23 protein-coding genes are annotated in these 22616 nt (G+C 46.1%); 20 read left to right on the forward strand and 3 right to left on the reverse strand.

Annotation, left to right across the window (positions count from 1 at the left end; translation table 11 throughout):
• From GX348_00005 to GX348_00020, 4 genes are all read left to right on the forward strand, one after another.
• On the forward strand, positions 1–618 hold a 618-nt coding region (locus tag GX348_00005), incomplete at its 5' end, for a SpoIID/LytB domain-containing protein (GenBank protein NLP40581.1).
• A gap of 94 nt (positions 619–712) precedes the next feature.
• Positions 713–2362: a spore germination protein gene (locus tag GX348_00010; GenBank protein ID NLP40582.1), complete on the forward strand. Its 1650-nt coding sequence runs from the start codon at positions 713–715 to the stop codon at positions 2360–2362.
• Positions 2346–3473: an endospore germination permease gene (locus GX348_00015; GenBank protein NLP40583.1), complete on the forward strand. Its 1128-nt coding sequence runs from the start codon at positions 2346–2348 to the stop codon at positions 3471–3473. Before GX348_00010 ends, GX348_00015 begins: the two co-directional genes overlap by 17 nt.
• Positions 3454–4674: a Ger(x)C family spore germination protein gene (locus GX348_00020; protein NLP40584.1), complete on the forward strand. Its 1221-nt coding sequence runs from the start codon at positions 3454–3456 to the stop codon at positions 4672–4674. The genes GX348_00015 and GX348_00020 overlap by 20 nt, the downstream gene beginning before the upstream one ends.
• Positions 4675–4679: 5 nt before the next feature.
• Here the strand turns inward: GX348_00020 and GX348_00025 are convergent, their stop codons facing one another.
• Positions 4680–4916 (reverse strand): hypothetical protein, encoded by a 237-nt coding sequence (locus GX348_00025; protein ID NLP40585.1) that lies wholly within the window; start codon positions 4914–4916, stop codon positions 4680–4682.
• Positions 4917–5038: 122 nt separating this feature from the next.
• On the opposite strand from GX348_00025, the gene yabP reads away from it, so the two are divergent.
• The 10 genes from yabP (at position 5039) to GX348_00075 (ending at position 13324) form a co-directional block, all read left to right on the forward strand.
• On the forward strand, positions 5039–5317 hold the full coding sequence (gene yabP, locus GX348_00030; GenBank protein NLP40586.1) for a sporulation protein YabP: 279 nt from the start codon (positions 5039–5041) through the stop codon (positions 5315–5317).
• A 15-nt stretch (positions 5318–5332) separates the two neighbouring features.
• Positions 5333–6067 carry a lytic transglycosylase domain-containing protein gene (locus tag GX348_00035; protein ID NLP40587.1) on the forward strand — a complete coding sequence of 245 codons (735 nt, stop codon included), beginning with the start codon at positions 5333–5335 and terminating at the stop codon, positions 6065–6067.
• 23 nt (positions 6068–6090) lie between these two features.
• The gene (yabQ, locus tag GX348_00040) at positions 6091–6567 is read left to right on the forward strand and encodes a spore cortex biosynthesis protein YabQ (protein ID NLP40588.1); all 477 of its coding nucleotides are present in this window, start codon (positions 6091–6093) and stop codon (positions 6565–6567) included.
• Positions 6568–6653: 86 nt separating this feature from the next.
• The gene (locus GX348_00045) at positions 6654–6941 is read left to right on the forward strand and encodes a septum formation initiator family protein (GenBank protein ID NLP40589.1); all 288 of its coding nucleotides are present in this window, start codon (positions 6654–6656) and stop codon (positions 6939–6941) included.
• A gap of 89 nt (positions 6942–7030) precedes the next feature.
• Positions 7031–7453: an RNA-binding protein S1 gene (locus GX348_00050; protein NLP40590.1), complete on the forward strand. Its 423-nt coding sequence runs from the start codon at positions 7031–7033 to the stop codon at positions 7451–7453.
• 152 nt (positions 7454–7605) lie between these two features.
• Positions 7606–8571, forward strand: a complete 966-nt coding sequence (locus GX348_00055) for a 2-hydroxyglutaryl-CoA dehydratase (protein NLP40591.1) — start codon at positions 7606–7608, stop codon at positions 8569–8571.
• 13 nt (positions 8572–8584) lie between these two features.
• Positions 8585–9487 carry a hypothetical protein gene (locus GX348_00060; protein NLP40592.1) on the forward strand — a complete coding sequence of 301 codons (903 nt, stop codon included), beginning with the start codon at positions 8585–8587 and terminating at the stop codon, positions 9485–9487.
• Positions 9481–10560, forward strand: coding sequence for a hypothetical protein (locus tag GX348_00065; protein ID NLP40593.1), 1080 nt, complete (start codon positions 9481–9483; stop codon positions 10558–10560). Before GX348_00060 ends, GX348_00065 begins: the two co-directional genes overlap by 7 nt.
• A gap of 131 nt (positions 10561–10691) precedes the next feature.
• Entirely contained in the window at positions 10692–11921 is a 1230-nt protein-coding gene (locus tag GX348_00070) for a hydrogenase small subunit (protein NLP40594.1), read from the forward strand.
• A 2-nt stretch (positions 11922–11923) separates the two neighbouring features.
• Entirely contained in the window at positions 11924–13324 is a 1401-nt protein-coding gene (locus GX348_00075; protein ID NLP40595.1) for a nickel-dependent hydrogenase large subunit, read from the forward strand.
• Between the two features lie 12 nt (positions 13325–13336).
• Here the strand turns inward: GX348_00075 and GX348_00080 are convergent, their stop codons facing one another.
• Both GX348_00080 and GX348_00085 read right to left on the reverse strand, forming a co-directional pair.
• Entirely contained in the window at positions 13337–13870 is a 534-nt protein-coding gene (locus tag GX348_00080; GenBank protein NLP40596.1) for a hypothetical protein, read from the reverse strand.
• A 57-nt stretch (positions 13871–13927) separates the two neighbouring features.
• Complete coding sequence (locus tag GX348_00085) at positions 13928–14527, reverse strand: iron hydrogenase (GenBank protein NLP40597.1); 600 nt, start codon at positions 14525–14527, stop codon at positions 13928–13930.
• A 276-nt stretch (positions 14528–14803) separates the two neighbouring features.
• Between GX348_00085 and spoIIE the strand changes: the two genes are divergently transcribed.
• From spoIIE to GX348_00115, 6 genes are all read left to right on the forward strand, one after another.
• Entirely contained in the window at positions 14804–17251 is a 2448-nt protein-coding gene (spoIIE, locus tag GX348_00090) for a stage II sporulation protein E (GenBank protein ID NLP40598.1), read from the forward strand.
• 158 nt (positions 17252–17409) lie between these two features.
• Entirely contained in the window at positions 17410–18174 is a 765-nt protein-coding gene (locus tag GX348_00095) for a threonine/serine exporter family protein (GenBank protein NLP40599.1), read from the forward strand.
• Positions 18175–18178: 4 nt separating this feature from the next.
• Positions 18179–18637: a threonine/serine exporter gene (locus GX348_00100; protein NLP40600.1), complete on the forward strand. Its 459-nt coding sequence runs from the start codon at positions 18179–18181 to the stop codon at positions 18635–18637.
• Positions 18621–20000: a tRNA lysidine(34) synthetase TilS gene (tilS, locus tag GX348_00105; GenBank protein NLP40601.1), complete on the forward strand. Its 1380-nt coding sequence runs from the start codon at positions 18621–18623 to the stop codon at positions 19998–20000. Before GX348_00100 ends, tilS begins: the two co-directional genes overlap by 17 nt.
• 17 nt (positions 20001–20017) lie before the next feature.
• Entirely contained in the window at positions 20018–20554 is a 537-nt protein-coding gene (gene hpt / locus GX348_00110) for a hypoxanthine phosphoribosyltransferase (GenBank protein ID NLP40602.1), read from the forward strand.
• A gap of 153 nt (positions 20555–20707) precedes the next feature.
• Positions 20708–22615: an ATP-dependent metallopeptidase FtsH/Yme1/Tma family protein gene (locus GX348_00115; protein ID NLP40603.1), complete on the forward strand. Its 1908-nt coding sequence runs from the start codon at positions 20708–20710 to the stop codon at positions 22613–22615.
• Position 22616 lies beyond the last annotated feature (1 nt).

Raw genomic sequence — 22616 nt, forward strand, 5'->3', positions numbered from 1 at the left:
GATATTAAAGAATTTCAGGCTTATAATGATAAAGCAATCACCGAAAATGTAAAACGAGCCGTTGAGATGACCCGCGGCGAGATTGCTACTTATCAAGGCAAGGCTATCAATTCCTGGTTCCATGCTAGCGCCGGCGGTATTACCGCCACGGCTAAGGAGGGTTTGGATTATCAAAAAAATGAGCCTCCTTATATTAAATCGGTTGAATCACCTGACGATCTCGCTCCTGCTGACGTTAAAAAATGGACAGTGACTTTTACCAAATCCGAGATAATGGACGCATTGGCTAAACTAGGTCAGAAGGTCGGCAGCGTTGAAAGTTTCGCCATTGGCAATAAAGGCCCATCGGGCCGCGCCACAACCTTTGTTATTAATGGCGATATATCGGTATCGGCTCCCGAAATGCGACTTGGCTTAGGCAGCACCGAACTCAAATCACTGCTGCTCGATAAAGTTGAGGTTAAGGGTGAAACGGTAGCCTTTACCGGCAAAGGCTATGGTCATGGTGTAGGTATGTCGCAATGGGGCGCAAATAAGATGGCAACCGAAGGTAAAAAGCCGGAGGACATTGTTGCCCACTACTTTAAAGATGTGAAAATTGAAAAACGCTGGCAGTAAAAGGACAAGCGGACGCTGATCGAAGCGTCCGCTTTTAGCATAATTTTGCGATTTTTAGCAGAAAATACATTATGCGAAAAGGGGGGGTGGCACTATGGGAAAAACTGGCCGCAGTTTCAAGAAATTGTCAGATGCTCATCCAGAAGAATCATTCAGCCAGCTTAGTAGTAATCTTGCCGCCCTCCGTAAGCTTACCTCAAAAGGAGCGGAACTTGCCGAGGATATGTCGACAATAGTTGCCGACCTTCGTAAAGTAGCGGCAGCCGATCAGCAGCCTTTTGTATTTACGTCAAGTCTGGAAGAGAATGAAAAATTACTGAAAGTAGTTTTGCGAGACTGCGATGATTTTATCTTCCGCCGCTTCAAAGCAGCTGATCGTAAAGGTATGTTAGTATATTGTTTCGGTATGACCGATATTACACTCTTGGAAAAAAATGTACTAGAGACCTTGATGTCACCCAAAAATGATAGTCAGGTACAGGCCAATCCACGTCAACTTATCGAGAAAACGCTTACAGCGGCTTCACTATCACTGGTATCAAAACCAAGCGAAGCTATTGAAGCTGCTATTAGTGGCCGCGGCCTCTTGTTTATTGATGGTATGGCCGAAGTTTTTGTGGTTGGTACTGAAAAATTTCCCAAGCGCAGCGTTAGCGAACCGCTTGCCGAAGAAGTAATCAGAGGGCCGCATGAAGGTTTTAATGAGACGCTGCAGGATAATATTGCGCTGATACGGCGTTGGACTAATGATGCTAATCTCAAGGTTCATATGCTTAGGCTCGGAGAACGGTCAAGAACAGCTGTCGCGCTCGTTTATGTAGGCAACCTGATTAAGCCTGGCCTGCTTGAAGAAGTCAAAGCTCGGCTCAGGCGGATAAAGCCAGATATTATTTTATCCTCTTATAAAATTGAAGATTTAATTGTTGACCACCCCTGGTCGCCGTTTCCCCAGGTTCAATCTACCGAACGTCCTGATAAAATAGTTTCTGCCATTTATGAGGGCCGGCTTGCGATAATCGTTGATAATTCACCGATTGGACTTATTGTTCCCTGCACCTATAATGCAATTATGCAGACCCCGGAAGACTATACCAGCCCAGCCGTCGTTGCCAGTCTGATTACGCTGACCCGCCACATTGCCGGCTTCCTGGCGATATATTTGCCGGCTATCTACATTTCAATCGTTGCTTTCCATCCTGGAATGTTACCGACAACCTTGGCCATTTCGATTGCCGAACTTCGCTCTCGGACGCCTTTCCCATCGTTTCTGGAAGCCGTTTTAATGGAAGCGCTGTTGGAGATATTTCAGGAGGCAGTTATCAGGCTGCCTAAGAAAATTGCCGGGGCAGCTGGGGTTATAGGCGCTTTGGTCATTGGGACTACTGTTGTAGAGGCCGGGCTGGTCAATCCTTTGCTGGTTGTCGTTGTGGCAACTACCGCTATGGCTTCATTTACCATGCCTAACTATGGGTATGCCATGGCGCTTAGATTTCTGCGCGTACCAATGCTGTTTCTGGCATCGATTCTCGGGCTGTACGGTGTTATGCTGGGCTATCTGGCCGTAACAGTCCATATGTGCTCACTTAGGAGTTTCGGGGAATCGTATCTTGGGGCAATCTTAGATATATCGCTGCTTTCCGACTGGAAAGATATGATCATACGTCTGCCGCTCAGAAAACTCGATTCCCGGCCGGAGCAGTATGGCGCTCAGGACAAACAGAGGTCCGGTGATAATAGTGCCTAATCTTGAAGTAAAAGATAAGATAATACCGGCTCAACTGACAGCGTTACTTATCGCTACCATCTTTGGTGGCCAATCAGTGCTCTCGCCGCAAAAGATAATTGAACGAACAGAAAACGGTACGTTTTTACTGATAGCAATCGGGGTAGTAATCTTCTGGGGCGTTACGATTATGATGCTTAAACTCGGCAAACAGTATCCCGGTGAAACGCTTGTTGAGTATATGCCCCGGCTGTGGGGAAAGGTACTTGGCGGAATCATCTTATGGTGGTATGTAGCATTATTTCTGCTAGAGTTCAGTGTAATTTTCCACGGCTTCACCAATGTAATTACCCTGTTTATGTTTGACCGGACACCGTATGCCGTTGTTGCCTTGGCCATCTTTGCGTTGACTGTTTACTGTGCGCTCCAAGAATTTGGTACAATTCTCAGGGTTACCCAGATAACATTGATTCTTTTCGTAACAGTGTGGTTACTTATGTGGAGTACTACCATCCTAAATCTTCGCATTGAAAACCTTATGCCGTTTATTCCTGATAATTTTATGGTAATTATAAAAGAAACCCCGGAGATATGGGCAATGTTTTCAGGCTATGAAGTGATTTTGCTGCTGCTGCCGCTGGTTTATCGTGGTACAACTAATCTAGGTAAAAGTGTAACCGTGGCTTATCTAATTTTGCTAATAATATTTGAATTTTTGTTTGTAAGCATAATTGGTGTTATGACGGTTCAAAGCGCGGCAAACACTCCATACCCGCCCATAATCACTATGCGGGCAGTAGAACTGCCGGGAACATTTATTGAGCGGCTTGAGAACTATCTGATACTAGCATGGATTCCAATAGTCTTTGACACTTTGGTAATGCTGCTTTACGGGGGCGCGCTAACTTTTACCAAGCACTACCGTTATGCTGATCATCGGCCGATGGTTTTACTGCTGACGCCACTGCTGTTTGGGATATCGGCTCTAATTCAGGGGCAAACGGCTATCAATATGATAAATAAAATCTCGACTTTGATTGGCTTAGGGTTCTCTTTTTTAGTCATTCCCATAAGCCTTATTTTAGCTTGGCGCCAAAAGCGGGGTGTAAACAGTGCCACCAAACAAGGTTAGACAAGTTCTGTTAGTAGCAATAATACTAGGTATCAGCCTGCTTATAACCGGCTGCTGGGACGCTAGAGAACTTCAGGAGAGAAACTTTGTATTGGCCGCAGCTATTGATGTAGCCGATGCAGGGGGGGGACAGGGTGATGACAAAACGCGTAAAGCTGAGACCTTTGTCCAGACACATGGCAGTAAGAAGTACCGACTGAGCATCCAGGTGCTTAAGCTGACAGGCGGGGGCGGTGGTAGATCCGGCGGCGGGGGCGGGAGCGATGCGTCGCGAACTTTTGTCCTATCTAATACCGGCGATTCGCTGTTTGAAATGGTCAGGGATACGCTTGGGCAGTCCAGTAAAGGTCTGTATTGGGAGCATATTCATACTATAGTTATCAGTGAGGCGGCGGTAAAGAAAGCCGGTATTGCCCCCCTTACCGACTTCTTTCGGCGTGACCCCGAAATGCGCTGGCGGACCAGGGTGTTGATTACACCGGGGGAAGCCAGGGAAATACTAGAGTTAAAGACGCCAACCAATGAGCCGGGCGGCCTATATTTAAGCAATACACTACGCTTTCATTCGCGCAATCCGCATATTCCAGGGGCGCGCACCGATTTAGGTTATTTGTCACAGGATCTTGATAACCGGCATGATTTCGTTCTTCCCCGGATAGTAAAGGCAGGTAAGCTGGTAAAAGTTGGCGGGGGTGCGGCTTTCAAAAAGGATAAGCTTGTTGGGTTTGTTGACGAAAGAGTGATATTTGGTACCAGATTTATAAACGGTACCTTAAGATCGGGTATTATTGATGTGGAATGCAAGGAACATCCCGGTCAGACATTGTCTTTTGAAATCTTTAATCATGATACGAGATTAAAATGTTTCCCCGAGGGAGATAATGTTTACTTTACGCTAGATACCTTTGTTCGCGGCAATTTGGCTGAGGTAACTTGTGGCTGCCAGCATGATACGGACAATCCGAAATATCTGCGTGAAGCTGAGGTGGCTTTTGCCAAAGAAATAAAGCGGTTGGTACTATACAGCCACGAGACCAGTCAAAAAATGGGGTCTGATTTTAATAAATTAGGTCCTAGGTTAAAAACTGAAGACCCAAAGGCTTGGAAGCGGGTCGAAGGTCGGTGGGAAGATATTTTCCCGACAGTTCCGCTTATTGTTTCGGCAAGTGTTTCGATCCGCAATATTGGAGAGCATAAGTAGTAGTACTACTTAAAGATGAAGGAAAACAGCCAAAGCACTAGGGCGATAGAGGTGTAAGCAGCGGCTGTCAGACGAGACAGTTTGGCCTCGCGGGCCCGGGCATTCTTTTTATTGAATTCGGCAGCCAAGAACCAGCAAACGACCGCCGTGCCTAACAAGACCATGAGCTGCCAAATGTTGATAGTATGACTAATAAAAAAAGCTGCTTTTTGCCAGAAGTAATAAAGATTATCGTAAGACATGTAATCCCTCCATTACTAGCTTAGATACGCCAGTTTTTAGTATATCCAAATTGGCTATTTGTACTATTTTCCCAGTTGGTATCATATAAATCACTAGTAAATGTATGGCGGGAGGGAGTATAATGCCAATAGATAAAACGCCGAACTGGCAGCATCAGCTTACCTTGCTAGAGCGGGAAGAACTGACCATTGATGGTGTCATTAATCTGGGGAGCTATGATGAAAAGGAAATATTAATGGAGACAGAGCAGGGTGTACTCGCTGTTAAAGGTGATGGTCTCAACATTAAACAACTCAGCTTAGACAAAGGCAATATCATCATAGAGGGAAATATTAGGGCGCTTGTTTATGATGAGTCGGCTCAGACTAAAAAAGGGCTGCTCGGTCGCTTGCTAAAATGAGGAATGAGCGCAATCTTGCGGCATAAACTGCTTACAGTCTGGTATGCGTTGTTGGTAATCTTTGTCCTAGAACTAGCCATTTACGGAGTTGCCGATTTTATGGCTGACAGTTATCGCAAGCTGCTGAGGGAGCGGTTTAACGGCGGGGTAAAAGAGTATCATGAATCTAATGGCCTTCTGCCATATGCCGATCTCATCAATCGCTATTCCCGCGCCGAGAGAATAAGCGGTCAGGTGGTGGCTGCCGTTATTCAAGCCGAAAGTTCTTTTCAGCCACGGGCGGTATCAAGCGCAGGAGCGCATGGGCTGATGCAGGTTATTCCGTCTACTTGGCAGCAAGTTAACAATGAAATTAAGGCTTGTGTCGGCCGGCATCCCGGGGAATGTACCCGCGAGTGTTACTTTAATCCCGAATTAAATATTCGTATTGGCACCGCTTATTTGGGGCAATTATACAAAACCTACAATGGCGATATGGTGCGGGCCTTAGCCGCCTATAACGCCGGTCCAGGAGAGGTTAACCGCTATAACGGCGTTCCGCCGTTTAAAGAAACTAACGATTATATCGACCGGATTATCACCTACTGGTATAAAGCGCAGAATAAGCCGCTGCCAGCCTACAGCCTAAAATCCGATTACTGGAAGGAAGTTCGCACCAATGTGGGTTGGTTATGCGTACTGACAGCCATATTAATTGGCTTGACCATTTTGCGGTTGTTGAAAAAATACCACTCATGGCGCTGGCGATAGGCTTGGAAGTGAGGTGATAGGAGATGGAGAGCAATCAGCAGATTGCGACTTTTGCTATAACTTTGGCAACTGGAGCTATAATTGGCCTGTTCTTTGATTTTTATCGGGTGACTCATAATTTAGTGCGGCCCCGTCGAGCTGTTACTTATATTACCGACTTGCTCTTCTGGCTGATAGCAACAGCAATAACTTTTGGCGTTCTTCTTATGAGCAATTGGGGTGAATTGCGGGCTTATGTGTTTATCGGGCTGCTTAGCGGGGCGGTTTTATATTTTAAGCTGCTTAGCAAGCTGGCCCAGGCATTATTACTCCAAGTTTTTCGGGCAATTCATTTTGCTATTGTCTGGACCAAACGGTTTTTACAGCTTATTATCTTCAGACCTCTGGCGTGGGTGCTAGGGTGGCTGCTGCGGCCGTTCAGAATTGTAAAAAGACGGACAGCAGCTTGGTGTAAAGATCATTTTAAAAAACCACCTGATGAGAATATCCCTCCTGAATAATAAGTAAATTTTTTACAAGAAAGAGGAAATACTGCGGTAGCCGGCGAATAGATATTGCCGTAACATACTCGGATGGTGGTGGTTCTATGGCGCGTCGCCGCAAAGTTCGCATAAAATGGTTCCGGCTGGCTGCAATTTTTATTTTTGGCTATTTTATATATCTTTTTGTTGGCCAGCAAAACCAGCTTAGTGCTATCGAATCCGAAAATAAGGCTGCCCGGCAGAGGTTGGAACAGGCTGTTCAGGAAAATGCCTCTTTGATAGAGGAACGCAATAAGCTTAATACTCCTGCCTATATTGAGAAACTCGCCCGTGAAGAACTGGGTTTAGTAAAACCGGGTGAAGTTCCGTATATACCGGCTGCAAAAAATTAATTCCAGGCAGTATTTCTTGACACCTTTTCAGGGTCAAGAGTATAATATGGTTGCAAAACATAGTTTTTTAAGGAGGAAATTTGATTAGTATGTCCATTGAAGTTGGCAGTGTGGTTGAGGGAGTAGTGACCGGTATTACAAACTTCGGTGCATTTGTTGAACTGCCTGGAGGAAAAGTAGGTCTTATTCACATCTCAGAGGTTGCTGATGTGTATGTCCGCGACGTAAAGGATTTTCTAAAAGAGCAAGATAAAGTTAAAGTAAAAGTTTTGTCGGTTGATGAGCGCGGTAAAATTGGCTTGTCTATTAAGCAGCTTCAACCTCCAAGTCCAAATCCAAGCCCCCGAAGAACATACTCCAACGATAACCGGCGTCCGAGCAGGTCAAACACTTTATCTTTCGAGGATAAGTTAAGCAAGTTTATGAAAGACAGCGATGAGCGCTTATCTGACCTGAAACGCAATACCGAATCCAAGCGCGGCGGCCGCGGCGCTGCCCGTAAAGCTGAATAGATAAACTTTTAGGAGCATTCCAGATGGGATGCTCTTTTTTATTGTTATAATCCCGTTGGTTTGGGCAAACTGTAGGGTAGATGTCTTTTTATATAATCTGGAAATTATGGTATAATAATACAAAGTATACCAAATTATTTCGGGAGGGTGTTATGGGATTTTATCTAGGTATAGACGTAGGCTCGGTTAGTACTAATATTGTTGTTGTTGATGATGGTGGTAAGGTTAATGACGCTTTATATATTAGGACGCAGGGACAGCCGATAGTGGCAGTGCAAACAGGGCTTAGACAGATACGGGACAAGTACCCGAACCTGGATATCAAGGGGGTTGGCACAACCGGCAGCGCCCGTCAGCTAACCGGTGTCATAGTAGGTGCTGATAGTGTCAAAAATGAAATAACAGCTCATGCAGTTGCCGCCATGCATATTATTCCTGACGTGCGGACTGTGATCGAGATAGGTGGTCAAGACTCAAAAATAATTTTGATTCGTGACGGTATCGTAACCGATTTTGCAATGAATACGGTATGTGCTGCTGGGACAGGCTCGTTCCTCGACCAACAAGCCGCTCGCCTGAATATACCGATTGAGGAATTTGGCAATATCGCCCTAACTGCTACCTCACCTGTCAGAATTGCCGGACGATGCGCAGTTTTTGCCGAGTCGGATATGATCCACAAACAACAGACAGGCCATCCTATTTCCGATATTTTAAAAGGCTTATGCCAAGCACTTGTGCGGAACTATTTGAGCAATGTCGGTAAAGGTAAGCAGATTCAGCAGCCGGTTCTGTTTCAGGGCGGTGTTGCTGCTAATAAAGGGATGAAACAGGCTTTTGAAGAAGCGCTGGGGTGCGAAGTTGTAATTCCGCCTCATTATAGTGTTATGGGAGCAGTGGGAGCGGCACTTTTGGCGCGGGAAGAATTGCAGACCAAGCCAATAACAGCTTTCCGGGGCTTTGATGTAGTTGATTTTACCTATACGCCGCATAGTTTTGAATGCGGTGGCTGTTCGAACATGTGCGAAGTCATCGAAATAAAACTTAATGGTGAGGTTGCCGCCCGGTGGGGCGATCGCTGCGGCAAATGGAGCAGCAAAGCGACAGCAGTCTCGTAAAGGGGATGGGACATTGGCAATACGTGTTGGAATACCGCGTTGTTTGTTGTTTTATCAGTATGGGGCAATCTGGGAGAAGTTTTTGCGCGAGCTTGGCGCTCAAGTAATTATATCGGGTGATACAACCCGTAAGACAATGGATGCGGGCAGTGAATTGGATGAAGTGTGTTTGCCTGTAAAGGTTGCTTTTGGACATGTGCAAGAGCTGGCTGAAAAGGTTGATTATCTGTTTGTTCCGCGGATGATAAGTGTTGCGCGGGGACAGTATACCTGTCCTAAAATTATCGGTATGCCAGATCTTCTCCGAATGAATATGGCGGGTTTGCCGCCTATAATCGATGTCAATATTGATCTTAGGCAGAGAAAACGCAATCTATATAAGGCAATTAATGATATTGGCATACTGTTTGGTAAAGGGCCGCTGGTTAGCTTTTATGCGTGGCATAAGGCCAAACAACTGCACCGTAAGGAACTGGCGGCTGAAAATGGGCAAAAAAAAGTTGCGCTGATCGGTCACCCGTACATAATTCATGATAGGCAATTAAGTATGGATGTTATAAATAGACTTCATAAGCTTCAGTTTAATGTTGTAACGCCTGAAATGGTTGACAGTCAGAAAGCTGATCAAGCCGCCAAGGTGCTTGGGAAAAAGCTTTTTTGGTCGTATAGTCACCACATGGCCGGAGCTGCACTGGCATATATGCAGCCCGACAATAAGGTTGACGGCATTATTTTCCTCACATCATTCTCATGCGGACCTGACGCACTGACGGCTGAGCTTGTCGGCCAGCATGCTCATTCACGAGGAATCCCCTATATGCTGCTGACGGTTGACGAGCATACGGCTGAGGCTGGTTTTATAACCAGACTGGAGGCATTTACCGATATGCTTAGACGGAGGTGGGCTCTGTGCTGATTACTTACCCGCATATGGGAACGATGGCCATAGTGCTTGAAGCCCTCTTTACCAGCCTAGGCCGAACGGTATTAACACCGCCGCCGATTACTAAGCGAACCATGGAATTAGGCGTAAAAAATTCACCGGAGACAGTTTGTCTGCCGTTTAAGGTCACACTTGGCAATTTTATTGAAGCGCTTGACCAAGGGGCCGATACTCTTGTCACCTGCGGCGGAGTCGGTCCCTGCCGCCTCGGCTATTATGCCGAAGTGCAAAAAGGTATTTTACAGCAGCTTGGCTATAAGTTTGATATGCTTGTAATTGAACCTGATATTGTCGACGTTTTAAAACATTTGCGCAAGGTGGCTTATAAAAAGAGTCTTCGGGAAATTTATCATGCCTTTAAATTTGCCGGCGCTAAGATGAACGCGCTTGATAGTATTGAAAAAGGCCTAACCGCACTTAGGCCTCGTCAGAAAACTCCTGGTTCAGCCGATGCAATTTGGCAGCGAGCTGTTACTGATATTGCCTATTCCCAGGATATTCCGCAGATTACAAATGTTTTGCAGGATACCCTTTCCAAAATTGAACGTGATATGTGTTATGATGCCGAGCCGCTTAAAATCGGGCTGGTTGGCGAAATTTACGTAACAATAGAGCCGTTTATCAACTTAAATATTGAACGGCTATTAGGAAATATGGGTGTTGAAGTTCATAAAATAATGTATCTTAGCGACTATGTCCGCGGCCACCTTTTAAGAAAACGGGAGTATCTGGATAAATATGAAGACCTATTTGCTTTAGCCAAACCATATCTTGGTCATTATGTCGGCGGTCACGGGCTAAAAAGTATCGGCCATACTATCGACATGAGCCAGTCTGGATATGATGGTGTAATCCAGGTCTATCCGTTCACTTGTATGCCCGAAGTAATTGCCAAGAACATTTTGCCAAAAGTGAGTCAAGACAGGAATATTCCGGTATTGTCGCTTGTATATGACGAGCAGTCAGGTGAAGCCGGGATATTAACCCGGTTGGAAGCTTTTATTGATTTGCTCAAATCACGAAAAAAGATTGCCGCTCTCAGTTAGTGAGGGTAGGCAATCTTTTTTTTAGCCCTCGTGTTAAGATCAATTTTTCAATAAAATTATTACTAATAGACTAGAAAATCCATTACTGGGAACTTTAGATAATGAAATTCTAGCGATTAGAGGGGGCAGTCATGCTTACACGCCGTGATTTTTTAAGATTGTGCATGTCTTCTACCTTGACTTTGAGCTTAGCTGAAAAGCTATTTCCGCTAGTCATACAAGCCCAAGAACAACGTCAGGTAGCAAGGCCGCCGGTAATTTGGTTGGAACTTGGTACTTGCACGGGTAATTCGATATCGCTTGATAATGCGACCAATCCTAATTTACTCGAATTGTTTACAAAAATGCTTGATCTTAGATATTCGGTATTGTTTAATTCGGCGCAAGGCGACTTGGCGGTCAAAGCCTTGATGGATACTGTTAATAAAGAGTCGGGGAAATTTTGGCTGATTATTGAGGGTTCGGTTATGACGGCTGATAATGGCCGGTTCAATGAGATATTTATGCGGAACGGGGCAATGATTACCGGGCTGGCTGCCCTTCAAGAATTTGCTCCCAAGGCTAAACATATAATCGCGGTGGGCGATTGTGCCTGCTATGGCGGACCGGCAGCTGCCCATCCAAATCTCGGCGGGGCTAAAGGGGTATGGGATGTTATTAAGCAGCAAGTTATTAATGTTCCGGGATGTCCGGCTAATCCGGACTGGATGACGGGTACTTTTACTCATCTACTATTCTACGGAATGCCCGAGCTTGATGCCTATAACCGGCCTAAGCTGTTTTTCGGCAAGACAATTCACGATTTGTGTCATCGCCGACAGCAGTTTGAAGATGGTATTTTTGCCAGCTTTCCGGGTGAAGACGGGTGCTTGTATAAAGTGGGCTGTAAGGGGCCGGTTACGCATGCCGACTGCCCTACCCGTCAGTGGAATCAATATGTCAATTGGCCGGTGAAAGCCGGGACGCCATGCATCGGCTGCGCAAGCCCCCACTTTCCTGACGGTATGATGCCGTTTTTTAACCACCTGCCGGATATCCAAACGCCGGCCGTAGCTGTCAACGTTAGAAAGCTTGGGGCGGCGCTGACAGTATTGGGAGTAGGGGCGATTGGCACTCACCTGGCAGCCGGGGTATTTGCCCGGCGAATTCATAAGCACTATTTGAAAGGTACCAAACCGGGTGAAAGTTTGCCACCGGAAAACCTTACTCAATTAAAGCAAGACCTTGATGATTTAATAAGAGAGCAGAACGCGCTAATGGCAGAGACCAAAAACCTCGCTGTACAAAACCAACGCCGTAAGCGAAAGTCATTTTTGAAGCGCATCCGCGATTTTTGGCATAATGAAAGTAAGAAGGAGTAGCTATGGCTGTTAAAACGATATTTCCCTTTACGCGAATTCACGCACCAATGCGCTTGGATGTTGATATTCAAGGCGGCAAGGTCATCGATGCCCATGTTTCGGGTACACTGTTCCGAGGTTTTGAAAATATGATGATTGGCCGGGATCCGCGTGATTGCGTCTTCTTTATGCAGCGGATTTGCGGCATATGCTCATCGGCCCATTCGGTCGCTTCTGCTATCGCTTTACAGCAGATATTCAAAGTTGCAATGCCGCCCAATGGACAACACTTAGCAAATCTTATTTTTGCCGCAGATATAATCCAAAACCATCTCCGGCACTTTTACGTGTTGGTTTTTTTTGATTATGTAAAAGGACCGGATATTCCGCCCTATGTTCCTAGGCTCAATGGTGATTACCGGATACCTGAAAAAGTGAGCGCAGAGCTGTTGGAGCATATGAAACAAGGCGTTCATTTGTCAGCCCGTGCTCATGAGATGATGGCGATTTTTGGTGCAAAAACACCGCATCAGCAGACAATCCTGCCGAGCGGAGTTACTGAAAAAGCGTCCAGTGAACGGATTGTTGCTTACCGGAGCATCCTGTCGGAAATAACCGAATGGGTTGAGAAGGTTCATATCCCGGATGTGTTGACTATCGCTAGCTATTATAAGGATTATTATAATTTAGGAATTGGTTACGGCAATTTCATCTCTTATGGCATGTTTACCCACCCGGTATCCGGTAAGCAGGAATTTCAGCCAGGGATTATAAAAAACCGGGGTCGGGTAGAACAAGTTGATATGGCTCAAATAACTGAAGATATTACCGCGAGCTGGTACAGCGACCAGGTCTATGCCCGTCATCCTGCCGAAGGAACTACAGTGCCGGATCGAGACAAGGCCGAAGCATATTCATGGGTAAAAGCACCCCGCTATGATGGGCAGCCATTTGAAACCGGGCCATTGGCGCGCGGTTTCATCTGCGGGGACTATCAACGCGGTATTTCAGCAATGGACAGAGTGGTAGCCCGGGCTTATGAAACCTTGAAAATCTGCCGGTTAGCAGCTAGCTGGCTCGATCAGCTAGCTGTGAACGGACCAACCATCTTACATTATACGCCGCTACCCAACGGTGAAGGCTATGGAACAACAGATGCGATGCGGGGAGCGCTGGGGCATTGGCTAAAAGTTAAGAACGGCAAGGTGGTACACTACCAAGTAATAACGCCGACAACGTGGAATTTCTCACCCCGCGATTCTCAAGGAAGGCGTGGGCCGGTAGAAGAAGCTCTGGTCGGAACGCCAGTGGCCGACCCCGAGAGTCTGATCGAGGTCGGCCGCGTTGTAAGATCGTTTGATCCTTGTTTTACTTGTGCTGTGCATCTGTTAAATATGTCAGATGATCCGGTGAGGCTGGTTTAAGTCTCACCGCTTTTAGTTTGAGGTGGTGTTACGCCGGGACCGGCTGGTTTTTGGAGTATCATGAATCCACATGTAGAGGGCGGTATAAATGGTATAGCCCAAGAGACCCAAAGCAATCCAACTATAACCGCCTAGGGTGATGAGAAAGCCCCAGCGTTCAGGTCCGTAAACGGTGATGATTTCGCCCGAAGCCAGTACGAAACCGCCAAGTACAACTAGGAGGGCAAAAATACGCTGCATTCGTTCACTTGTCTCGATATAGCGGCTAGCAATCAAAAGCGGTGCACAGAGAGCACCGGTAAGCATCAGTTCAAGGGGAATGCGGCTGTGTATTTCGCGTGCTGCTGCTTCCGCCCGGTATTGGAGGGCAAAGGCCGATGCTGCTTCAAAATCGCCTTTGACGGCCATATTAAGCGCCATATCAAGATTATAAAGCAGTGAATGGTGATGGGCGAGATTTAGAAGAAATTGATAAAACATGCTATAAGCTATCCCTGCTAAAAAAAGCAGCAGGCTGCCCATTAGCAAAATTCGCTGACTATTCATGGGTTAGCTCTCTCCTCATTATGGGTATAAGTATAAACTTGCCAAACCAGGAGGATTCTAATCATTTTTATCGGTTTTGTTAGGCTCTTTTTCAATATAACCTGTAAATATAGCTTGAAGTTTAGCCGGATCTTCGGTGAAAACAAGGTAAAAGTGAAGCGGAATTGTAGCCGCAAAAAAGATGGCGACAAAATAATGAAGGATGCGGACAGTATTTAAGCCGCCTAGGTGCAGCTGCAGCCAAGAAGTTTTATCGGGAAACAGCAGAATCATACTGGTAAACGATGCTACCAGCACAGCTACTCCCCAGGAAGTGAAAAGCCATTTTTGGCCGGGATTATAGCGGCCAAAGTTGGGGTGGCCATCGGTTATAAATAGTACATAGCGGGTAAAACTGCGCATGTTGACCCAGTCACCGGGCAGTAATAAAATTTCGGTAAATTTTTTTGTAACAGCATAGTAATATATCTGCCCAAGCAAATTGGCTATTAAGATGAGACCAAACATGCTATGAATTTTACGGACCATGTTTAGCGGAACGGTTATTGCTGAAATGGGGTTATTGATATACAAGCCGGTGAATAGGAGGACCATGACGCACACAAACATTACCCAGTGAAAAATGCGGATTGGGAGCGGCTGCAGTAGTAGTTTCATAAAAACATAACCTCCTCGCGCTTAAAATCCCCAAATATCGGTGTTTTACACATTGAAAATTTACTTGCTATAGGCGCATACCCTTGAGTTTTATCGACAAAAAATGCAGCCATCATGCAGCCAAAACATGAAAAGTCGCTGATAGGCCGGGATAATTTTGAGTTTTCTCGCGGATAGTGTCAGATTTTTTTACGATTGGTATGACTTGTTCAGACATACACCGTTTTACAATTTATGTAAAATATTAAGTAACACACGATACGAGGTGGATAAGTTATGCCGAGAGTGACTGTCGTTTCAGTGCCAGAAGATGTAGTACAGGCCCCTAGTCTGCCGCCGTCACCTAAGCCAAGGGTGAAGAAGTTTGCATGGACTGCTATTAATAGTAAAATTAGTGCCGTCTTTAGGACCCTGCTTTATAGACATCTTCTTATGAGTATTCTGGCTTTTTTGTTGGGGCGCGTGGCTATAATGGGCGAAATGGCGCCCTTTGGTTTGGCGTTATTCGCAGCCGTAGCCCATACTGACCGGAGCAGGGCACCGGCAATGGCACTGTGGTCGTTAGCGGGTGTTATTTCGAGCGGGAATTACCCGCAGGCGTGGATTTATGGCTTTAGTATCCTGCTCTATTTCCGGTTAGCCGACAAGCTTACGCTTATGCATCGCAAACTCTTAGTTGTTCCGGTTGCGATTGCCTGTGCCGCCGCATTTGCCGGAATGGCAGTTAATCTTGTCGGGCAACAGACAGCTTTATACAGTATGGTGTTTGCCCTGTTCAATGCCGCTATCTGTCTGGTATCAACATATATTTTTTTGTATGGTATGCCGCTGCTCATTAAAGATTCAACCGTCCGGGTTTCAAATGATAGTCTAATTTGTTTGACCGCCATGCTGGCCATTGCTGTAGCTGGGTTTGGCAATATGACGGCGGCTGATTACAGCGTACGTGACATTGCCGGTGGGCTGCTTATCATGGCGCTGGCATTCAGCGGCGGCGCCGGGTTGGGAGCATCAGTCGGTATTGCTGTTGGGCTGGTTATTGGAATAACCGAAAACAATGTATCGACCGCCATATCGCTTTATGCACTAGCCGGACTGCTGGCAGGTGTGTTTAGACGACTAGGCCGATTTGCAGTTATCTTGGGATTCATACTAGGCAGTCTTGTTACCATCCTATATTTAGGACAAGCCCCGGATCTAATGTTAGTTTTGATCGAGGTTGCCATATCAGCCGGCTTATTTTTGCTGATTCCTACCAAAAGGCTAGTGGTACTTACGCAAAATCTTCAGGACGGAGAAACCGGTGACTTGCTATTGTCATCAACTGTGCTTAATGAGGCTAAAGCCAAGATAAATAATATCGCGGAAATGTTCGGAGATTTAGCTGACGCTTTTGGTTCGATTACCGCAAGCGGCAAAGAGAAGGCCCGTGATGATGAGTTAAACAGAGCGCTGGCTGTTATCGGTGAGCGGGTCTGCGGACCTTGTTCCAACAGGGTAGAATGTTGGGAAAACAACTTCTATCGTACTTATCAGGCTATGCTTGATATTATGTCAAGAGGACAAGGGGAAACGCTTAAAGACGGCAATCTGCCGCGTTTGATTAAGGATAACTGCGTTAGGCGTACTGAACTAGCTGAGACGGTAAATATGGTAATAGAGCGGAACAGGTCATTGTCCTTCTGGCAGAAAAAATTAATCGATCACCGGCAAATGGTTACCGAACAAATGCGGGCGGCCGGAACTATTATCGGTAATCTTGCGCATGAGATTGCAAAGGAGCCGCGCTCCGACCGTGAGCTCGCCTATGTGTTAAAGACTAAAGCCGCGCTGCTTGAGTGTCCGCTTGAGCAAGTGCGGGTTACAGGGACAAAAGGGGCGGCCAAGGTAGAGGCCTGTAAAAATCCTTGTAACGGCAACCGCGAATGTAAGAATTCAATTTTGCCGCTAGCAGCAAGTCTGGTTCAGGAGAAACTTATGCTGCATGCGCAATGCGGCAATAAAGGCAAGAACACAAAATGCAAGCTGACTATGCAGGTAGCCAGCCGTCTGAGTGTTATTACAGGGGTAGCAAGCGCCGCAAAAGAGCCGCAGGGCGTGTGTGGTGACACCAGTGCTGTTGTGCCGCTTAATAAGGGTAAGATAGCCCTCATGCTTAGTGATGGGATGGGCAGCGGCAGCAAAGCAGCCGGTGAAAGCAATATGGCGGTCGGATTCCTGGAAAAACTGTTGGCGGTTGGGTTTGATGTTGATGTAGCTGTTAAGACAGTCAATTCATTGCTGTTGTTAAAAACCCCGGAAGAAAGCTTTGCTACCGTTGACATGGCAATAATTGACACCTATTCCGGTGAGACCGAATTTTTAAAGGTCGGATCCGCGCCAAGCTATATCAAGCGAGTGCGTGAGGTTTCAACCATTCAATCTTCATCATTGCCGATCGGTATCATTCAACAGATTGAGATTGAGCCTGTAAAAACGGTTGTAGTGGCCGGTGATATAATAGTTATGGTTAGTGATGGTATTGCCGATGTTATCGCCGGGCCCCGGCGCGGGGTTGAGCGGGAAAGCTGGGTGGTAAATTTCCTGCGGCGTATTGATAACGGCCACCCTCAGGAAATTGCCGATCATTTGCTTAGGCAGGCAATTGAATTGTCGTGCGGCCGCCTTCGGGACGATATGACAGTACTGGTAGCTAAAGTTATTCAGCAGCCGGTTGTAAATTAATAAGCGATATTGTAAAAACCATTAAGGCCGCATTAGCGGCCTTTTTAAAACGAGTAAAAAAGTATGTTTGTAGCGGGCATACTATTTGGTATAATAATGCAGGAGAATAACCAGTTTCGCAAGAATTATGTGACTAAATAGACGAGGGCGGTGCAGCAATGGCTATTTCGCTAGAGCAGATAGTCAAAATTGCCGGGCTGGCCGGCGAAATAATGCTTAAAAACGGAGCTGAGACCTACCGGGTTGAAGAAACGATGATGCATATGGCTAAGGCGTGCGGGGCCGCAAAGGTTGAAAGTTTTGTTATACCAACAGGGTTGTTTTTAACGGTCTATGATTCATCTGGAAATCTGCTTACCTCAATGTGGCGAGTGCGGGCCCGAACAATTAACTTGGATCGTATTGCTAAGGTTAATGAACTGTCACGGCGCTTGGTAGCGCAGAGGATTGATTATCAGGGGGCATACAGTATTTTAGAACATATCGGTCGTGAGCGAACAGGATTCTCGTTGTTTCCGTCGATGCTAGCAGCCGGAGTAGTCGGCGGTACAACGGCTATTATTCAGAATGCAAATAGTGCAGAGGTGCTTGGGGCTTTTGGCGCTGCGCTAACTGTGCGTTTTATCGCTCATATTGTTTCGCGCCGGCATGGTGTTCAATTCACATTTGAATTTCTTGGCGGCATGGCAGCCGCCTTAATAGGTTCGGGACTTGATAATGCCTTGCCGTATCTTAACAGAGATGCAGTTATAATTGGCGGCATTATGCCGTTGGTACCTGGGGTCGCTATCACAAATGCTATTCGCGATGTTATAGCGGGTGATCTTTTAAGCGGGCTGTCACGCGGCATGGAGGCGGCGCTGACGGCCACAGCAGTAGCGATGGGGGTAGTAATCGGGCTTGCAGTACACTTTGTGAGGTGATAATATGCTTGGCCTAAAAATAGCAGCAGTTTTTTTTATGTCTGCGGCAATTGGCGTACTTTACCGGGTGCCGCGCAGGTTGTTGTTTTACGATGGAATGGTTGGCGTATTATCTTGGCTAGTTGTGTATACAACCCTCCAAAGCGGGGGAAATATTATATTAGCGGACTTTTTGGGAAGTATCGCCATTGGCATAATTGCCGAACTGTTGGCTAGACTTTTGAGAAAACCGGCAACTATTTTTATTATACCCGGCTTTATCCCGCTAGTGCCGGGCGGCGAGGCGTATACTACCATTCGCTTCCTGGTCGAGGGTCGTTACGCCGAAGGCGTGGCGATGGGGATGAAGACATTAATGATCGGCGGCGCAATAGCTTTTGGCATATTTGTTAGTTCTACTGTCTATCGGCTGGTTATAAACTATAACGTGGAGAATAGCACTGAACATGTTAGAAAAAATTAAAGGTTGGATTGATAAGAATAGGTTGTTAACCAAGGAAGATAAAATTGTCGCCGCATGTTCGGGAGGACCTGACTCACTGGCGTTAGTACATATTCTTAATATATTATCCGTTCAATATAAGTTCCAGCTTGTTGTTGCGCATGTCGATCACATGATAAGAGGCGAGCAGTCAGCGGCTGATGCCGCTTTTGTTGCTGATTTTTGTGCCGAATATAACCTGCCTTTTTATAAGACGTCTATTGATGTGCCGCAATATGCAAAGGCTAGTGGCCGTTCGCTCGAAGAGGAGGCCCGGGAACGACGCTACGATTTTTTACGTAAAGTCGCAGTTACTGTAGGCGGCGCCAAGATTGCCACAGGTCATCATGCTGACGATCAGGCCGAAACTGTCCTGATTAATTTGCTTCGAGGCGCCGGAAGTGGCGGACTACGAGGAATGCAGGCCGCTAACGGCGGAATTATTAGACCGCTTTTAGCAGTTAGCCGAAGTGAGATAGAAGCTTATTGCTTTCAAAATCAGCTCAGTCCGCGTACAGATATAACAAATTTTGAAACCGATTTCCTACGTAACAGGGTACGGCTGCAATTAGTGCCGCTGCTTGAAAAAGAATATAATCCCGCAATTAAAGATACTCTCTTTCGCACGGCGGCTGTTATCGGCGAACAGCATGATTATATAAATAAGGCGGCCGAGCAGCTATGGCCAGCCACAGTAACGGCTGATCAAGGTACATATTCAATCGATTGCCGGAAACTGTTGAGTCAACATATTGCGCTCCAGCGTGAACTTTTACGCTTGACGGTTGAAAAAAAACAAGGTAATTTAAAAGGAATAACCTTTTCCCATGTGGAAAGATTGATAATGATGGCAAAAAACGCTGCTGTGGGGAATATCGTCGAGCTACCAGGGCGTTTATTGGTTAAAAAGGGTTATCATGAGCTTCTAGTCGGCTGGAAACCTAAAATTGCCGTCGCGACAGTTCCGACTACCAACCTAACCATTCCAGGCATTACCTACATAGAACAGTTAGCTGTAAAAATCACTGCCGAAATTTGTAGCACGCGGCCGGAAAAGCAAGGTGGGCAGGTTGGTGTTTTTGACTGGCGGAGTTTAGAGGCTCCTCTTTATGTCCGTACCAGACTACCGGGTGATCGTTTTGAACCGCTTGGTCTGAAAGGTACAAAAAAATTAAAGGACTTTTTTATTGACGCTAAAGTACCACAGGAGGAACGCGACAGTATTCTCTTAGTTTGCGATAAGGGGGGCATAATTTGGGTTACCGGCTATCGCCAGGCAGAACGGGGTAGAGTAATCAGAACTACAACACAATTTTTACAGCTGACAATTCAACAATTGAAATAGACTAGGAGGAAAAAGTAATGCTGAACGATATTGAAAAAGTCCTGATAAGTCAAGAAGAATTGGCGTCACGGATTAAAGCCATCGGTGAGGAAATAACAGCCGACTACGCTGGCAAAGAAATCCTCATGATTGGCGTACTGCGGGGAGCAGTCATTTTTATGGCCGATTTGGCGCGGGCTATTAAGGTGCCGGTAGCAATTGATTTCATGGCGGTATCAAGCTATGGATCATCGACTACATCAAGTGGAATTGTCCGAATCTTAAAAGATTTGGATGAAGAAGTTCAGGGTAAGCATCTACTTATTGTTGAAGATATTATTGACTCCGGTCTTACACTGAAGTATCTTTTGGAAAACCTTAAATCGCGTAAACCGGCTAGCGTTAAGATATGTACGCTTTTGAACAAACCTGAACGCCGCAAGGCTGATGTTGAGATATCCTACAACGGTTTCATTGTTCCTGACGAATTTGTTGTGGGTTACGGACTGGATTATGCAGAAAAGTATCGTAATCTTCCGTTCATTGGCGTTCTCAAACCAGAAATTTATAAATAAAATTTAGCTGGACTGCAGTCGTCTGCTGTTTAAGCAGACGTTGAAATACAAGGTCTAAAATACATTGTTAAATGTTGCAATCAATGGTATAATATTCTGCTGTATAGGCCAAAATTTGTTATGTATGTGCTCCAGTGAGAGGAGGGCTAGTTGTTGAACAAATTTTTCCGGAATGTTAGTTTCTACTTATTAATTATCATCATTGCTATATCTATTATTGATTATTATTCGTCACGCACAACTACCACACAGGAGATTAGCTACACTCAGCTTTTAAAAAGCATTGAAGAGCAAAATGTTGAGCGTGTAACAATAGTAGATAACACCATTAAGGGCAGTTTGAAAGATGGAAAAGAATTTACAACTGTTGTGCCAGACGATCCAACCCTTATTGCCACACTGCGGGAAAAAAATATAGATATTAAGGCCGAACAGCCGCCGCAGCCGCCATGGTGGACGACGATTTTTTCATCAATTCTGCCGATTTTATTGCTAATCGGCGTATGGTTCTTTATCATGCAGCAAACCCAAGGCGGGGGTAGCCGGGTGATGTCATTCGGCAAAAGCCGCGCAAAGCTGCATAGTGAAGACAAGATCAAGGTGACTTTTGCCGACGTGGCCGGGGCTGATGAGGCAAAGCAGGAATTAGAAGAAGTAGTAGAGTTTTTAAAGCATCCTAAAAAATATAACGATTTGGGAGCTCGTATCCCGAAAGGTGTATTGCTCTTTGGACCTCCCGGCACAGGCAAAACGCTGTTAGCCAGAGCTGTTGCCGGTGAAGCCGGAGTACCTTTCTTCAGTATCAGCGGTTCTGACTTCGTCGAAATGTTTGTCGGGGTTGGGGCATCTCGTGTGCGCGATTTGTTCGAGCAAGCCAAAAAGAGTGCTCCTTGTATAGTTTTCATCGATGAGATCGATGCAGTTGGCCGTCAGCGTGGCGCCGGTTTGGGCGGCGGTCATGACGAGCGCGAACAGACGCTTAATCAATTACTTGTTGAAATGGATGGTTTTGGCGTTAACGAAGGCATTATAATTATTGCCGCAACTAACCGCCCGGATATCCTTGACCCAGCGTTGTTAAGACCGGGCCGTTTTGATAGGCAGATTACTGTTGACCGGCCGGACGTTAAAGGTCGGCATGAAATCTTAAAGGTCCACACCAAAGGCAAACCGGTTGAAAAAAGCGCAGATCTTGAGGTTTTGGCTAGACGTACCCCTGGATTTACCGGCGCTGATCTTAGCAATCTAGTCAATGAGGCCGCTCTTCTGGCAGCCAGACGCAACAAGCGGCGTATTGAAATGGAGGAGCTTGAAGAATCAATTGAAAGGGTAGTCGCCGGACCGGAACGTAAGAGTAAGGTCATCAGCGATAAAGAAAAACGGCTTACCGCTTATCACGAAGCCGGTCATGCCCTTATCGGCATGCTGCTTACCCATACTGATCCCGTGCATAAGGTATCCATTATTCCCCGTGGCCGGGCTGGCGGTTATACGCTCATGCTGCCTAAGGAAGATCGCTATTATGCAACGCGGTCCGAGCTATTAGATCAGCTTAAGACATTATTAGGCGGCCGAGTCGCTGAAGCTGTGGTGCTGAAAGAAATTAGCACAGGCGCGCAAAATGACTTAGAACGCGCAACCGAACTTGTTCGCAAAATGATTTGCGAGTACGGCATGAGTGATGAACTTGGTCCGATTACGCTTGGTCGCAGACAGGAACAAGTCTTCCTGGGGCGTGATATATCACGTGACCGCAATTACAGTGAAGAAGTAGCATACGCTATTGATAAAGAAGTCCGCCGACTGGTTGAAACGGCATACTCCGAAGTAGAGAAACTTCTTAATGACAATATCGATAAACTGCATTTGATTGCTGAAACGCTGATTAAGCGTGAAACACTTGAAGGCACTGAACTTGAGGAGTTGCTGAATCAAGGCGAAATTACACCTAAATCGCCGGAAAACACTGATGAGCAGCCTCCGGCTGATACTTCAGACATAAATACTACCCAAGGCGGCACAGGAACCCCCCCTAAGATTGTGTATATAACAAGGGAATAGG

It is taken from the genome of Veillonellaceae bacterium, assembly GCA_012523975.1.
Lineage (GTDB): Bacteria > Bacillota > Negativicutes > JAAYSF01 > JAAYSF01 > JAAYSF01.